Annotated in this window: 14 protein-coding genes; 12 read left to right on the top strand and 2 right to left on the bottom strand. The window is 41.4% G+C overall.

Going from position 1 to position 15,575, the window contains the following annotated elements:
• The first annotated feature begins 201 nt into the window (after nt 1-201).
• From ACWF5P_RS06540 to moaA, 3 genes are all read left to right on the top strand, one after another.
• Nucleotides 202-990: an alpha/beta fold hydrolase gene (locus tag ACWF5P_RS06540; RefSeq protein ID WP_452444727.1), complete on the top strand. Its 789-nt coding sequence runs from the start codon at nt 202-204 to the stop codon at nt 988-990.
• Between the two features lie 95 nt (nt 991-1,085).
• Complete coding sequence (locus ACWF5P_RS06535; protein WP_034314562.1) at nt 1,086-1,394, top strand: metal-sulfur cluster assembly factor; 309 nt, start codon at nt 1,086-1,088, stop codon at nt 1,392-1,394.
• A 106-nt stretch (nt 1,395-1,500) separates the two neighbouring features.
• The gene (gene moaA, locus ACWF5P_RS06530) at nt 1,501-2,514 is read left to right on the top strand and encodes a GTP 3',8-cyclase MoaA (protein WP_452444726.1); all 1,014 of its coding nucleotides are present in this window, start codon (nt 1,501-1,503) and stop codon (nt 2,512-2,514) included.
• A gap of 228 nt (nt 2,515-2,742) precedes the next feature.
• Here moaA and ACWF5P_RS06525 read toward each other — a convergent pair whose 3' ends face one another.
• Nucleotides 2,743-3,432 (bottom strand): Crp/Fnr family transcriptional regulator, encoded by a 690-nt coding sequence (locus ACWF5P_RS06525; RefSeq protein WP_101224132.1) that lies wholly within the window; start codon nt 3,430-3,432, stop codon nt 2,743-2,745.
• Between the two features lie 232 nt (nt 3,433-3,664).
• On the opposite strand from ACWF5P_RS06525, the gene argC reads away from it, so the two are divergent.
• The 8 genes from argC to ACWF5P_RS06485 all read left to right on the top strand — a co-directional run bounded on the left by argC (nt 3,665) and on the right by ACWF5P_RS06485 (nt 13,423).
• Nucleotides 3,665-4,702 (top strand): N-acetyl-gamma-glutamyl-phosphate reductase, encoded by a 1,038-nt coding sequence (gene argC, locus ACWF5P_RS06520; RefSeq protein ID WP_434168863.1) that lies wholly within the window; start codon nt 3,665-3,667, stop codon nt 4,700-4,702.
• A 16-nt stretch (nt 4,703-4,718) separates the two neighbouring features.
• Nucleotides 4,719-5,951, top strand: a complete 1,233-nt coding sequence (gene argJ / locus ACWF5P_RS06515; RefSeq protein WP_452444725.1) for a bifunctional ornithine acetyltransferase/N-acetylglutamate synthase — start codon at nt 4,719-4,721, stop codon at nt 5,949-5,951.
• A gap of 12 nt (nt 5,952-5,963) precedes the next feature.
• Entirely contained in the window at nt 5,964-6,737 is a 774-nt protein-coding gene (gene argB, locus ACWF5P_RS06510) for an acetylglutamate kinase (RefSeq protein WP_101224129.1), read from the top strand.
• Entirely contained in the window at nt 6,734-7,885 is a 1,152-nt protein-coding gene (locus ACWF5P_RS06505; RefSeq protein ID WP_101224128.1) for an acetylornithine transaminase, read from the top strand. The genes argB and ACWF5P_RS06505 overlap by 4 nt, the downstream gene beginning before the upstream one ends.
• 81 nt (nt 7,886-7,966) lie before the next feature.
• The gene (locus tag ACWF5P_RS06500; protein WP_101224127.1) at nt 7,967-9,049 is read left to right on the top strand and encodes a carbamoyl phosphate synthase small subunit; all 1,083 of its coding nucleotides are present in this window, start codon (nt 7,967-7,969) and stop codon (nt 9,047-9,049) included.
• Nucleotides 9,042-12,161: a carbamoyl phosphate synthase large subunit gene (locus ACWF5P_RS06495; RefSeq protein WP_427573842.1), complete on the top strand. Its 3,120-nt coding sequence runs from the start codon at nt 9,042-9,044 to the stop codon at nt 12,159-12,161. The genes ACWF5P_RS06500 and ACWF5P_RS06495 overlap by 8 nt, the downstream gene beginning before the upstream one ends.
• Nucleotides 12,158-13,117: an ornithine carbamoyltransferase gene (gene argF, locus ACWF5P_RS06490; protein ID WP_434168868.1), complete on the top strand. Its 960-nt coding sequence runs from the start codon at nt 12,158-12,160 to the stop codon at nt 13,115-13,117. Before ACWF5P_RS06495 ends, argF begins: the two co-directional genes overlap by 4 nt.
• Nucleotides 13,118-13,243: 126 nt before the next feature.
• Entirely contained in the window at nt 13,244-13,423 is a 180-nt protein-coding gene (locus ACWF5P_RS06485) for a YjzC family protein (RefSeq protein ID WP_034314546.1), read from the top strand.
• A 53-nt stretch (nt 13,424-13,476) separates the two neighbouring features.
• Here the strand turns inward: ACWF5P_RS06485 and ACWF5P_RS06480 are convergent, their stop codons facing one another.
• Nucleotides 13,477-14,235, bottom strand: a complete 759-nt coding sequence (locus ACWF5P_RS06480; RefSeq protein WP_101224125.1) for an IclR family transcriptional regulator — start codon at nt 14,233-14,235, stop codon at nt 13,477-13,479.
• A 392-nt stretch (nt 14,236-14,627) separates the two neighbouring features.
• Between ACWF5P_RS06480 and ACWF5P_RS06475 the strand changes: the two genes are divergently transcribed.
• Nucleotides 14,628-15,575 (top strand): fumarylacetoacetate hydrolase family protein, encoded by a 948-nt coding sequence (locus tag ACWF5P_RS06475; RefSeq protein WP_101224124.1) that lies wholly within the window; start codon nt 14,628-14,630, stop codon nt 15,573-15,575.

The following is a 15,575-nucleotide window of genomic DNA, read 5'->3' as shown; positions in this document are numbered from 1 at the left end:
TTATATGTGAATATTGTTAAGCCTATTTTAAAGTAAATGTAAATCTTTTTCATTCTTTATGCATTCCTGTATGATATTACTATATCCAGGATTAAGATAATTAAAGCGAAGCTCAGGTTTAAAGGAATGAAATGATGAATGCCAATGCCATTTTGATAATGGTATTGGAAAGACCGGAACAAATTATTCGGAGGGGTTAACTTGATAATAATTGAAAAAGAACTAATTGGAAATATTCCTGTCTTGCACCTAGGTGAAGAAACCACTTTCAAACAGGAATTGCCGCTTATTATTTTTATACATGGTTTTCAAAGTGCAAAAGAGCACAATCTACACTATGCTTATTTATTGGCTGAAAAGGGGTTTCGTGTGCTTCTACCCGATGTGATTCATCATGGGGAAAGGGAAGCCGGTTTAAGTGATTCTCAAATGATGCCCCGTTTTTGGGAAATGGTTTTACAGACAATCCAGGATTTATCTTTGCTGAAGGATGATTTATTATCCCGAAAATTAATTGATCCCGACAGAATTGGCGTAGCGGGTACCTCCATGGGGGGAATAGTGACTAATGGGGCCCTGGCTGCTTATGAATGGATTTCCGCCGGAGTCAGTTTAATGGGTAACCCATCATATGTCGCGTATGCAGAGCTCCAAATGGAGGAGATTAAGAAAAGGAAAGTTAATTTCCCAGCTACTGATGAGGAAGTTGCCAAGGTGATTGAACAGCTCAAGCCATTTGATTTGAGTCTTAATCAGGATAAGCTTTGCAACCGTCCGCTTCTTTTTTGGCATGGTGCCAAAGATCCGGTTGTGCCTTATCAACATGCATACCGTTTTTATGAAGGGGTCAAAGCAGGGTATGATGAGGCAGATGAAAATATTGATTTTATCCTTGACCCCAAGGCTGGACATAAGGTCAGTAGAGAAGGAGTGCTAAAGACAGCAGACTGGTTCGCGAAACATTTACTGTCAGCTGTGCAAAATGCTTAAGTACTTACACAAAATCTGTTATGATGCTTATACGGACATAATGATGAAACCGATAATCTAAAACGAAGAGATTATCCATAAAAGGAGTGATCGAAGTGGATCAAGATACAAAAGACATTATTTTGGGAGCTTTGGAGCAGGTCATTGACCCTGAGCTTGGTATAGATATCGTTAATTTAGGCTTGGTATATGATGTGGATATGGATGAGGAAGGTCTGACTACGGTGACGATGACATTGACAGCAATGGGCTGTCCGATGGCTGGGACAATCGTAGATCAAGTTAAATTGGTTCTGGAAGATATCCCCGAGGTCAAAGAAACGGATGTGAAGATTGTCTGGAGTCCGCCATGGACGAAAGACAAAATGTCCAGATATGCTAAAATTGCATTAGGTATCAAATGATAACTCTGTAATAGAAATAAAAAGCCAGTCAAAAAAAGTGAATCCATTCAAGGAGCCACTTTTTATGGTCTGGTTTTTTCTAATACTTTCGGCTAGGAGTGGTTAATTGAACAGTCAAATTAAAGATTCATTGGACAGGCCACTAAGGGATTTAAGGATTTCAGTCATAGATCGCTGTAACTTTCGCTGCCAGTATTGCATGCCTGCTGAAATTTTTCACGATAATTTTCAGTTCCTGCCTAAAAGTGAGCTATTATCTTATGAGGAAATTGTAAGGCTTTCTAAAATATTCGCACGCTTAGGGGTAAAAAAACTAAGGTTGACTGGCGGGGAACCATTACTACGGAGAGATCTTACCACTCTGATTTCAAATCTCGTTAAAATTGAAGGTATTGAAGATATTGGACTGACCACGAATGGGGTCTTCTTGAAAAAACATGCCGTGAATTTGAGGGAAGCTGGTTTGCAAAGGGTGAATATCAGCTTGGACAGCCTCGATGACGACCTTTTCAAGAAGATGAACGGCAGGGATATCGGCATAAAGCCAGTTATTGAAGGCATCGCTGCTGCCAAGGAAGCAGGGCTTGGCGTAAAAGTGAATATGGTTGTGAAAAAAGAAACCAATGAATCTCAAATCCTGCCGATGGCCCGATTTTGTAAAGATGAGGGCATTCGATTACGCTATATAGAATTCATGGATGTCGGACATACAAATGGCTGGCAGTTGAAGAATGTCATTACGAAAAAAGAACTGCTTGCGATGCTCCAAACCGAATTCGATCTTGAACCGGTTGAAGAAGATTATTTTGGAGAGGTGGCAAAACGCTACCGTTATAAAGGCACTAATGCAGAAGTGGGCTTCATAACCTCGGTATCCGAGTCTTTTTGTTCAAGTTGTACACGTGCACGCCTTTCTGCTAATGGAAGTTTATATACATGCCTGTTTAATGGAAAGGGAAATGACTTGAAGTCATTGCTCCGTTCCGACATGACAGATGAAGAATTGACCGGGTTCATCATTTCACTTTGGAACCGTAGGGACGACCGCTATTCGGATGAGCGGGCAGCGGGAACGGTGAAGAAACAGGAAAAAATCGAAATGTCATTCATTGGCGGGTAATCCGTCCGAATGAGTGAAAAAAGGGATGGCAGTTATGCCATCCCTTTTTTTGAATAGTTGTCAGGAACTGATGTCAGTCATTTTATACTTTTTTTATGCATTTTTATATAGGACACAAGGCAATGAAAATAATTCAATGGTCCTAGGGATGGATTTAGCGTGAAATAAACTCCAATCATTTTAAGAACAGTAAGGCATTATGTATTGCTGCTTTTTTATGGGAAGGATTCAATCGATGGTACAGATTTCTATTGGACAGTTTTCACAGTCGATTTCCTGTTTCAAATAGTCAAAGTCAAGAATCGTAATGCGTCCCTTTTTAATGGAGATGACATTGTTTTTCCTTAATTGAGCAAGCATTCGATTCACCACCTCGCGGGATGTGCCGCAAAAATTGGCGAGTTCTTGGTTTGTAAAGGGAAGGTTGATAACTTTACCGTCTTCTGCTTCAGTGCCATAGCTATTTGATAAACGGATGAGGGTGGAGTAAAATGCACCTTTCTTACCGTGCAGGAGCATATCGCGGAATTTAGCCTGGTTTTTACGGTTTTGAGCGGATAACCATGTCATCATCTCGACTGCAAGATGGCTATCGGAGGCGATTTTATCTTCTAATGCTTCTTTGGAGATAACCGCAACAGTTCCATCTTCCATCATTTTTGCATTCATCATATATTTAGGATTTTGAGAAAATAAGACGGTTTCCCCAACCAAATCATTCTCCGAACTAATGCGTATAGTCAATTCCCGACCGTCGGGAACAACCTTGCTCACTTCCACTTTCCCTTTAATAATGTAATACAAATCACTTGCTGGGGTGCTCTCCTGAAAAAGGTAGCGCCCTTTTTCCATATGTTTAACTTGTTGTTTATTATCTAAAATTGCATGCATCCGATTAGATAACGATAATTCATTCATGCATATGACCACCTTTCAGATAGCGTCATTACTCAATTACTACCTTTGATTTAAACGGAAAAAACCCTAGTAGTCAACAAGTTTGGATAATTCTAGGATTTTTGTTGGATAATTTTTCATGTAAAATTTATGTTTTAAATTTTATAAAAATACATTTGATTTTATTTTTATTCAGTCATATAATAATAGAATCAAAGAATGACAGGGACCTGAAATTATAGGAGATGGTTTTATGAACGTATCAATAGTAGGTGCAACGGGTTATGGAGGAATGGAACTAATAAGATTTTTGAATAATCACCCGCAATTTAAAATAAAATCATTGCATACTTCATCCCAATTTGGTCGAAGTTTATATGAAGATAATGCACATTTAATGCATATGAAAGATACATTAGAAAAAATTGATCCGGAAGCGATTGCAAAAAAATCCGATATTGTATTTCTTGCAACTCCTTCCGGTGTTTCCTCGCAATTGATTTCGGAATTTTCTGACCTTGACATTAAAGTGATCGACCTATCAGGAGACCTCAGGCTTCAAACTCCAGGTGAATACGAGCAATGGTATAAAAAGCCGGCCGCGCCTCAGCATATTATTGAAGAGGCCGTATACGGGTTGGCTGAATGGAATGCCGAAGCAATCAAAAAAGCGACGATTATTGCAAATCCTGGGTGCTACCCAACCGCTTCACTATTAGGTCTTGCCCCTTTATTCACTGAAGGATTGGCGGGAGCAGCTGCCGATGTGATCATCGATGCAAAATCCGGGGTTTCAGGGGCGGGTAAATCACCTTCGGCAGTTACCCATTATAGTGAAATGAATGAGAACTTTAAAATATATAAGGTAAATCAACATCAACACATACCTGAAATCGAACAACAGCTTGGGCGATGGTCAACAGGTATACAACCTATTACCTTTAATACACATCTTGTTCCAATGACGAGAGGGATTATGGCAACGATGTATATTAAGGTAAATCGGGAAACCTCAAATGTTGAATTAAAGGATTTATACGAAACCGTATACGAGAACCACCCATTTGTCCGGGTACAGCCCCTTGATCGCTTTCCATCCACGAAACAGGTATATGGATCGAACTTTTGCGATATTGGCGTCGATTATGATGAAAGGACAGGTAAGGTAACGGTGGTTTCGGTAATTGATAATTTAGTGAAGGGTGCTGCAGGGCAGGCCATTCAAAATGCAAATATTTTAATGGGATTAGAAGAAACGGCAGGACTATGGAACAGTCCGATATATCCGTAAACTTTGGAGGGAAACAATGAATACACTACAGCAAGTTGAAGAAATCAAACATATTCAAGAAGGAAACATTTTAATGCCCCAAGGGTTCAAAGCGTCAGGTGTCCATGCAGGATTACGCTATTCTAAAAAGGACGTTGGCATCATTTTTACCGATGTCCCAGCATCAGCCGCTGCCGTTTATACACAAAATATAGTTCAAGCAGCTCCAATCAATGTAACGAAAGACAGCATTGCCGTTACTGGGAAACTACACGGCATTGTAGTGAATAGTGCTTGTGCGAATGCTTGTACAGGTGAACAGGGTTTAAAAGATGCAAAGGAAATGAGGAAGCTTGCGGCTCAAAAGTTCGGTTTGGAGGACCATTCATTTGCAGTGGCTTCAACAGGAGTCATAGGGGAATTCATGGAAATGGAAAAGGTAAGGAAAGGCATAGCGTCATTGCAGCCAGAAAATACAACTGAAGCTGCTGAAGCTTTTGGTACAGCCATTTTAACAACGGATATCGTAACGAAGAGCTGTGGTTATGAAACAATCATTGACGGCAAAACCGTGAAAATGGGCGGTGCTGCAAAGGGCTCGGGAATGATTCATCCAAACATGGCCACAATGCTCGGCTTCATTACGACGGATGCTGTAATTGAACCGGCTGATTTACAGCAGGCACTATCCTCGATTACCAATGATACATTCAATCAAATCACGGTTGATGGCGACTGTTCAACGAACGACATGGTGTTGGTGCTCGCGAACGGAGAAGCGAACAATGAACCTTTGACACCTGACCATCCGGAATGGTCCATCTTCCTGGAATTATTAAAGCAAACTTCGGAAAATCTCGCAAAACAAATTGCGAAAGACGGAGAAGGTGCCACAAAACTGATAGAAGTGAATGTTCATGGCATGAATACGAAGCAAGATTCACAGATGATGGCGAAGACGATCGTTGGGTCAAATCTAGTGAAAACGGCAGCTTTTGGAGCGGATGCAAACTGGGGACGAATCATTGCTGCGATGGGAAGAAGCGGAGTGGTATTCAATCCCGATCAAACAACGATCGTTTTTGGTGACATTGTCGTACTTAAAGATGGTGAGCCAATAATGTTTTCTGAGGAAGATGCCAAAGCATACTTGGAAAATGAAAGTATCATCATTCATGTTTATTTGAAAGATGGTAATGAATCAGGCACGGCATGGGGCTGCGATTTAACCTATGATTATGTGAAAATAAACGGAAGCTATCGTTCGTAAGAGGTGAAAAGTATGGACATATTAGTCATTAAGTGCGGCGGCAGCATCATTAACGAGTTATCGGAGTCGTTTTTCAATAGTGTTAAAGAGTTACAAAACCGCGGCTACCATATCGTCTTTGTGCATGGAGGCGGCCCTGATATAAATTCAATGCTTGAAAAATTTGAAATTGAACCTGTATTTGAAGATGGGTTAAGAAAAACGACCACTGAAGTGTTGGAAATTGTGGAACTTATGCTGGCAGGCAAATCAAACCGAAGCCTCGTTCATAAATTGGAGGCTCATGGCATCAAGGCAGTCGGGTTAAATGGCTCAGACGGCGGAATTCTCACAGGTGATTATATCGATGAAAAGAAACTTGGAGCTGTTGGTGAAATACAACAAGTCAATACGGAATTATTCGGGCTTTTATTCGAAAAAGGTTATTGTCCGGTATTGACGCCCATTTCAACTACCGAAGATGGCACTAAATTAAATGTGAATGCCGATATGGCTGCAGGATCTGTAGCGAAGGCACTATCGGCCGATATGTGTTTATTTGTAACCGATGTTAAAGGGGTCTTGAAGAACGGGCAGATCATCGAGAAATTGAATGAAACGGAAACGAAGAATATGATCATGGATGGAAGTATCCATGGGGGAATGATCCCGAAGGTCAATACAGCGTTGTCGGTGCTGAATAAAGGGATTGAAGAAGTGATGATCGTTAGTGGGAAAGATCATTTTTATCAAGGCGGTCAATTCATCGGTACGAAATTTCTTCAGGAGGAAGGGGTATTACAATGAGTTCTTTATTTCCAACATATGCAAGGTGGAACATTGAGCCAAGAAAAGCGTCAGGATTGAAGATTACGAGTGTAACAGGTAAAGAGTATTTGGATTTCACATCCGGAATCGGGGTAGTGAATCTTGGACATTGTCATGAGAAGGTAAAAACGGCCGTCACGGAACAGCTTGATAAATATTGGCATGTATCGAATATGTTTCAAAGTTCCATACAGGAACGGACAGCAAAAATGCTGGCTGATGCCTCTGGTTTAAGTCAGGTATTCTTTGCCAACAGCGGTGCCGAGGCGAATGAGGCAGCTATCAAACTAGCACGTAAAGCTACCGGGAAAAGCAAAATTGTCACATGTCAGCAGTCTTTCCATGGCCGTACGTTTGCAACGATGGCTGCAACGGGGCAGGAAAAAATCAAGACTGGTTTCGGACCGATGCTAGCTTCGTTCGAATATGTTCCATTTAATGATAATGAAGCGATGACAGCAGCCATTGATGAAAATACGGCAGCTGTAATGATTGAAATCGTTCAGGGAGAAGGCGGCATACATGTTGTACAGCAATCATATCTGGACGCGATTCAAACTAAATGCCAAGAACACGGAGTTCTCATCATCATAGATGAAATTCAGACGGGGATAGGGCGTACTGGGAAGCCATTCGCATTCCAGCATTTCAATATCCAACCGGACATCATCACTTCTGCAAAAGGACTGGGAAATGGCCTGCCAATCGGGGCGATGATTGGGAAGGAAGCGCTGTCTGAGTTTTTTAACCCTGGAAGTCATGGATCCACTTTTGGAGGTAATCCCGTCAGTGTCTCAGCAGCTGAAGCTGTGTTAAAGGAAATTTTCCATTCAGGGTTTTTAAAAGAAACCGTTTCAAAGGCTGAATACCTTAAAAGCCAATTAGCAAAAGCATTGAAGGGCATGGAAGAAGTGAAAGAGATTCGCGGTCTGGGAATGATGGTTGGGATTGAGTGTAAACAAGATGTTCAGGTGTTTTTAATGGAACTGCAAGAAGAGGGCTTACTTGTATTGAGTGCAGGTCCTAAAGTACTTCGTTTACTCCCATCCCTGACAGTTACCGAATCGGAGATCGATAGGGCGATAAATAAAATTAAAAAAGTATTGGCAATAAAACAAACTGTCTAAATTTATTGAATTTTTATAGAACAAAATGAATAATTATGCTATTGTATATATAAATATACATCATCTAAAGAGGTGAAGATCATGAAAAGCTATCTATATTTAGAGAATGGTTCCGTCTTTGAAGGGGAACTGCTGACTAAATCTACTGAAAAAACGATCACTGGAGAGATTGTCTTTTTCACAGGAATGACCGGATATCAAGAAGTGTTGACAGATCCTTCATATAAGGACCAGATTGTCATCTTCACATACCCGCTAATCGGAAATTACGGAATCAATGAACATGATTTTGAAAGTAAGAAGCCGCATGTTGCCGGTGTGATTGTATATGAAGGGAATATGAGCCATTCCCATTATCAGGCTGAATATTCACTTGGTGAATATTTAGACAAGTGGAACATCCCTCTTTTAAGCCATGTTGACACAAGAGCGGTCGTTAAGAATATAAGACAGGAAGGTTCCATGCAGGCAGTCATCACAGCAGAAGAAAAATATACTGTCGCACCCGGCCTGATTGGTTTATCAGCCCATGTAGCTGAGGTATCCACAAAGGTTATCGAGAGCTTTGGGGAAGGCGACAAGCACGTTGTGATGATGGATTTCGGTTATAAAAAATCCATATTGGATTCATTGGTCGAGCAAGGCTGCCGAGTCTCTGTCGTACCATTCGATACGGAATTCGAGCAAATCAAGGACTTGAAGCCAGATGGCATTTTGCTTTCAAATGGGCCTGGGGATCCAAAACAGCTTGAATACCTCTTAGGAAACATTAAAAAGATCATTACGAATTTTCCAACGATGGGCATCTGCCTCGGTCATCAATTAACGGCCCTTGCCTTAGGCGGAAATACAAAAAAAATGCTGTTTGGACATCGCGGTGCGAATCAGCCCGTGGTCGATTTGAAAACGAAAAAGGTGTATATGAGTTCGCAGAATCATAGTTATGAGGTTGATGAACCGAGCCTGCAAGGAACATCACTGCAGGTGAGGTTCAGAAACGTGAATGATAACACGGTTGAGGGGCTCATGCATGAAGACTTGCCAATCTTCACTACCCAGTACCACCCAGAGGCTAATCCAGGACCTATCGAGAGTTCATTACTATTCAACGACTTTTTACAAATGATAAATGATTATAGCGGGAGAGAAAAAGCTTATGCCTAAGGACGACACGATACAGACCATTTTAGTGATTGGTTCGGGGCCGATTGTCATCGGGCAGGCCGCCGAATTCGATTATGCAGGTACACAGGCCTGCCTTGCTTTAAAGGAAGAAGGATATAAAGTCATACTGGTCAACAACAATCCAGCAACGATCATGACTGATGATATGAATGCGGATGCTGTCTATTTCGAACCTTTAACAGTTGATGTACTGGAAAAGATCATTTCCAAAGAAAAGCCGGATGGCCTGCTCGCTACATTAGGCGGTCAAACAGGATTGAATCTTGCTTATCAATTGGATGATGCTGGAGTACTTGAAAAATATAATGTCAAATTATTGGGAACCCCGATCGATTCCATCAAAAAAGGGGAGGATCGTGAACTGTTCCGTGAGTTGATGTTTGAAATAGGTGAACCCGTTCCCGACAGTACGATTGTCCATACACTTGAAGAAGCGCTGGCTTTTGCCGACAAAATCGGTTTCCCCATCATCGTTCGTCCCGCTTATACACTCGGCGGAACTGGCGGTGGTATTGCCGATTCACTGGACATCTTTAAGGAACTTGTACGGGGCGGACTTCAAGAAAGCCCGATTACACAATGCTTGATTGAAAGAAGCATAGCTGGTTATAAGGAAGTCGAATATGAGGTTATGCGAGACGGAAACAATACGTGCATTACCATCTGTAATATGGAAAATATCGATCCGGTAGGGATCCATACAGGTGATTCGATCGTCGTGGCACCATCACAGACTTTATCGGACGATGAGTTTCAGATGCTGCGTGCCGCATCCATTAAAATCATTTCTGCTTTAGGTATCATAGGCGGCTGTAACATTCAATTTGCCCTTGATCCGAATAGCAAGCAATATTATTTAATAGAAGTAAACCCGCGCGTCAGCCGTTCATCGGCACTGGCTTCCAAAGCAACAGGCTATCCGATAGCACGCATTGCCGCAAAGCTCGCTGTCGGCTACGATTTATCGGAACTCATCAATCCAGTAACGAAAAGCACATACTCAAGCTTCGAACCTGCTCTTGACTACGTAGCGGTGAAGTTTCCGAGGTGGCCATTCGATAAATTCACGACCGCCAACCGCAAATTGGGAACACAGATGAAGGCGACTGGTGAAGTGATGGCTTTACACCGCAGCTTTGAAGGGGGAGTCCAAAAGGCCGTCGATTCTTTGGAATTGAAAACGATTGGGCTGCAGCTATCATCGCTGAAAAATAAATCGGTTCCTGAACTTTGGGAAAAGCTTGCCGAAAAATCCGATGAACGAATATTTGTCATTTTTGAAATGCTTAGAAAAGGCGTGACGATTGAAGAAATCCATGAAGCGACAGCCATAGATTATTTCTTCCTTAAATCCTTTGCGTCATTGATCCATTATGAATTTGAGATTGAATCTAAGGCAATCGATCAGGTAACAAAGGATGAACTGCAGACATACAAGGAAAAGGGCTTTTCCGACCGCTATCTTGCTTCCGTATGGAAAGTAAGTGAGATGGAAGTGAGAGCACACCGCAAATCACTGGGCCTTACGGCTGTCTACAAAACGGTTGATACATGTGCAGCCGAGTTCGAATCACATACGAACTATCACTATTCAACATATTTTGGTGAGAACGAACAGAAAAAAACTGATAAAAAGAAAGTCTTGATGATTGGCAGCGGTCCGATCCGCATCGGGCAGGGAATAGAATTTGATTACTGTTCGGTTCACGGTGTATATGCACTCCAGGATGAAAATGTTGAAACGATCATGATCAATAATAATCCGGAAACGGTAAGCACGGATTTTGCGACGGCAGATCGCCTTTATTTCGAACCGTTGACTCTTGAATATGTCCTTAATGTAATAGAAGCGGAAGATATTAAAGATGTTATCGTCCAATTTGGTGGGCAGACTGCGATAAACCTGGCAAAAGGCCTGGAAGAATACGGTGTCAATTTGTTGGGGACTTCCTTCGATACACTTGATCAATTAGAAGATCGTGATCGTTTTTATCAGCTTCTTCAAAAACTGGATATCCCGCATGTACCGGGTTCTATGGCTAATGGTGATGAACAATTAATTGCAAGTGCAGAGGCAATCGGCTTTCCGGTGCTTTTACGCCCATCCTATGTAATTGGCGGCCAGGGAATGGAAATCATCCGCTCCAAGGAAAGCTTGTTGAATAGAATGGCAAATGGAACGGCACTTGTCTATCCAGTGTTGATCGATTCCTATATTCCAGGAAAGGAAGCCGAAATCGATTTGATTGCGGATGGAAATGATGTATACATTCCCATCATTGCCGAACATATAGAGAAAGCAGGCGTCCATTCAGGGGATAGCATGGCATTATTGCCAGCTCAATCCTTAACGGATGATATCAAAGATAAAATGACCCTTTATGCTAAAAAACTAGTTAGTGAACTTGGTTATAAAGGACTTATGAACATCCAATTCGTGATTGAGGGAAATAGTGTTTATGTATTGGAAGTGAATCCTCGTGCAAGTCGGACAATTCCAATCATCAGTAAAGTGACCGATGTTTCCTTGGTGCAAATAGCGACAAAAATATTGCTTGGGAAATATTCATTGTCGAACGCGTTCGAAAAAACGGGCTTAATGGATGAAATTCCATATGCAGTCGTCAAATATCCCGTATTCTCTACATTTGCACTAAGCGGACTTGATTCGAAAGTAGGTCCGGAAATGAAATCAACGGGTGAAGGGATCGCCATCGGGGAAACGGTAAATGAAGCTTTGACAAAAGTATTCCATGCTCAAAAAGCTAAACATACTACTGGTGTTTATCAATCAGAATCTGTCCAATTAAGTGAAGATTTGTTAGACCAAATCAAAGAAGCAGGTTTGATATTGGGGAATTCGGATTTTGATAAATGGTTAAATGAAGGAAATGCGGCGGTAGTTTTGGCATATGGAACGACAGAGGAAGATAAGAAGCTAAGGTTACTTGCAGCGAAATACCGACTGCTTGCATTTACGGAAGAAGAGACGTTCAAGGCCTATCTACAATCGGTAGAAAATGCTGATCCAGGGGTGAACTCACTTCAGGAATGGCTTGTACCATATTCGAAAGGAGTGTCACACGTATGAGTTCAATGACGGCACCGACACAAGCGAAGATTTTAAATGGAAAAGATTTTTTGACCATGAAGGAGTCTACACCAACGGCAATTGCAGATTTGTTAAAACTGGCGCAGACCATTAAAGGCAAATTGCAAGCTGGTGAAGAATATACGCCTTTAAAAGGCAAAACGCTGGGGATGATCTTTGAAAAATCGTCTACCCGTACCCGTGTTTCTTTTGAAGTGGGCATGATGCAGCTTGGCGGACATGCTTTGTTCCTGAGTGGCAATGACTTGCAAATTGGACGTGGTGAAACTATTTCCGATACTGCAAAAGTCCTTTCTGAATATATTGATGGCATCATGATTCGTACCTTTGAGCATGAGAAAATCCTGGAATTGTCAGAAAATGCTTCTATCCCAGTCATCAATGGGTTAACAGATCTTGCCCATCCTTGTCAGGTGCTTGCTGACTTCTTGACGATCATCGAGATAAAAGGGCAGCTAAAAGGCTTGAAGATGAGTTATATCGGTGATGGCAATAATGTCGCCAATTCATTAATGGTAGGCTGTGCAAAAATGGGAATGGATTTTTCCATTGGATGTCCTGACGCCTACAAACCTGATGAAAAGGTCGTCGCATATGCTAAAAAAGTGGCAGAAGAGACTGGCAGTGAAATTTTGGTGACAACCTCAGCTTCGGAAGCAATAAAAGATGCAGATATCGTCTATTCCGATGTTTGGACCTCCATGGGGCAGGAAATAGAGAATGGTATTCGCTTGGAAGCTTTTAAAGATTATCAAATAAATGGTGAGCTAGTTAAACTTGCTAAAGATGATTACTTATTCATGCATTGCCTGCCTGCACATCGGGAGGAAGAGGTTACGGCTGAAGTCATCGATGGACCTAATTCCGTCGTTTTTCACCAAGCCGGAAATCGTCTCCATGCCCAAAAGGCGGTCCTAGTGGACTTAATGTCTTAACCAAAAAAAGGCGTCTGCTCTCTGAGCGGACGCTTTTTTGATTCAAGCCGCTTTCCTAATTTTTCTGACATGAAAGGAAGGAACCTGGTAATAATAACAGGGAAAGCATGTAAAGGGGTGAGATCTATGGGGCAAAATCGTCAATTTAAGCCAGGTCAGAAGGCTCCGAATAATGGGACCTACGTAGAAATCGGTGAAACGGGCAGTACGGTAGTGAATCCGAAAATGGTAAAGCTTGATGCAGGGGATTCTTTTCCTGAAACATCCAATCATAACCGGATATGGACATATAAGCGGAAGCCATGAAACATCTAAAAGCAGGAAAAAGGAATGATCGCAATCCTTCTTCCTGCTTTTTTCTATTCAGCGGAATAACCGAATATATTCGAGATTTCCAAACAGCACTTCCTTAAATAATGGCTTAAAGGATCTTCATAATGATCAGGAATGCTCTCGGTGAACCCAACGGCAGTGATCGCCCCCAATAATTCCGAATTATAATTAAAAACCGGAATGGACATGGATGAAACGGATGGTACAAGTGGCTCTTTGGCAAAAGCTATTTTGTATTTCCGAATTTCATCATATTCATTTGTTTCTTTAAGGAACGAGCCTGTAACATTACGATCTTTTTCAATCCATTCCGCTGTCAATGAAGGATCCTGAAATACAGTGAATACCTTTCCGGAAGAGGATGATGGCGGGAGTCGCGTACCTAACTGTGCCCCGATGTTTAAGTTTTGGTTGGAATTCCATATTTTTGCAGTTATTGGTCCGTCGTATGTCCAAACGGAAAAAAGGACCGTGCAAGAAGTATGGTGACTGATTTCCTGTAAATAAGGAGTTATTCTGCTCGTTACATCCTCATTTCCTATCGCTGCCATTCCGTATTGAATCAATTTGCTCCCAAGATGATACATACCGGTTGTCTTATCGCGATATAGTAGCTCCAGTTGAGTCAAAGTATTCAAATACTTATAGAGGTTACTTTTCGTTATTTCCGTTAATTCCTGTATATCAGAGAATCTTAAAGGAGTTCTTTGGGAAGCAAGTAAATCTATGATGCTCATCCCTATTTGTAATGATTGAATCGTCGAACCGGATTTTACGATTTCCATAAATCAATCTCCCTAATCTGTTTTAATTTAGGTCTAGTATATCAGAATCTGTAAAATTTAAATGAAAATTAGCAGAAAAACCGCCGGCTGCTTGAATCTATCAATATCCTTTTCTATTAAAAAAATAACTTTAGCGCAGTTTTTATTGATTCCGAAGTGCTGATAATGGTGTAGATGATAACATTTATACAAAAATTTGCAATACTTTCTTGACAATATTCCGAAAATTGAGTTATCATTTATATAAATAGTGAACAGTGTTATCTATAAGTGAAATTAAGAAGATGTACAGTCATTCAAATACTGGTATGTGAAGCGAATCCAGCTGAATCAGGATGGTGGCATCAAAAAGAGGTATTAAAAAAATCCAGATAAATAAAGGAGAATGAAATATGAAATTAGTAACTTTCAGCAGTCAAGGCTTTAAACGTATTGGTGCAATTTACCCGAATAATGTAGTAGTTGACTTGAACTATGCCTATCAAGCGCTTCTTGAAAGCGAAGGGAAACTTCGCAGTGAACAAATTGCTGACGCGTATGTCCCTGCAACAATGGAGGAGTTTTTACAGGGAGGGAATGAAAGCCTTTCCATAGCGCGAAAGGCTGCGGACTACGCTATTAACAATCGTGATTCCTTCAGACATAAATTGGTACATGAAATTGAAAATATAAAGCTTGAGGCCCCTGTCCAAAAGCCAAGCAAAATTATTTGTGTCGGACATAACTACCGTGAGCACATTGCTGAAATGGGGCGTGAACTGCCGCCATTCCCTGTGGTATTCGCAAAGTTCGCCAATACAGTAATCGGTCCCCAGGATGATATACCGTTTTTCCCAATCTCTGAACAACTGGATTATGAAGCGGAATTCGCTTTTGTAGTCGGACAAAGGGCACGTAATGTTTCTAAAGAAGATGCTCTTGATTATGTAGCTGGTTATACAATTGCGAATGATGTCACTTACCGTGATATCCAGCGGCGCACACTTGAGTGGCTACAAGGGAAAACGGTTGAAGGAAGCGCTCCGATGGGGCCTTGGTTAGTCACTTCCGATGAACTTTCCGATCCATCTGGCTTAAATGTCCGATTAACGGTAAATGGTGAAGAACGCCAAAAAACGAATACATCCAACTTCGTATTCGATGTGAAGTATCTAGTTGAATTCTTATCGAACTTAATGACTCTTGAACCAGGTGACATCGTCCTCACAGGAACACCGGGTGGGGTAGGAGTAGCACGTGATCCACAAGTGTTCTTAAAAGATGGTGACGTTGTCAAAATCGAAATAGACAAAATAGGTTATCTTGAAAACCGTGTGCGACGTGTCGGGGAGGGAAAATAA

The sequence above is a fragment of the Peribacillus sp. NPDC055009 genome, assembly GCF_053608705.1.
The sequence above is the reverse complement of the archived record's forward strand: the minus strand, read 5'-3'. Positions and strand labels throughout refer to the sequence as shown.

Coding starts and splice junctions, on each gene's coding strand:
- ACWF5P_RS06525 (WP_101224132.1), bottom strand. CDS start 3,432: ATGAATGAATTATCGTTATCTAATCGGATGCATGCAATTTTAGATAAT.
- argC (WP_434168863.1), top strand. CDS start 3,665: ATGAACGTATCAATAGTAGGTGCAACGGGTTATGGAGGAATGGAACTA.
- argJ (WP_452444725.1), top strand. CDS start 4,719: ATGAATACACTACAGCAAGTTGAAGAAATCAAACATATTCAAGAAGGA.
- argB (WP_101224129.1), top strand. CDS start 5,964: ATGGACATATTAGTCATTAAGTGCGGCGGCAGCATCATTAACGAGTTA.
- ACWF5P_RS06505 (WP_101224128.1), top strand. CDS start 6,734: ATGAGTTCTTTATTTCCAACATATGCAAGGTGGAACATTGAGCCAAGA.
- ACWF5P_RS06500 (WP_101224127.1), top strand. CDS start 7,967: ATGAAAAGCTATCTATATTTAGAGAATGGTTCCGTCTTTGAAGGGGAA.
- ACWF5P_RS06495 (WP_427573842.1), top strand. CDS start 9,042: ATGCCTAAGGACGACACGATACAGACCATTTTAGTGATTGGTTCGGGG.
- argF (WP_434168868.1), top strand. CDS start 12,158: ATGAGTTCAATGACGGCACCGACACAAGCGAAGATTTTAAATGGAAAA.
- ACWF5P_RS06485 (WP_034314546.1), top strand. CDS start 13,244: ATGGGGCAAAATCGTCAATTTAAGCCAGGTCAGAAGGCTCCGAATAAT.
- ACWF5P_RS06480 (WP_101224125.1), bottom strand. CDS start 14,235: ATGGAAATCGTAAAATCCGGTTCGACGATTCAATCATTACAAATAGGG.
- ACWF5P_RS06475 (WP_101224124.1), top strand. CDS start 14,628: ATGAAATTAGTAACTTTCAGCAGTCAAGGCTTTAAACGTATTGGTGCA.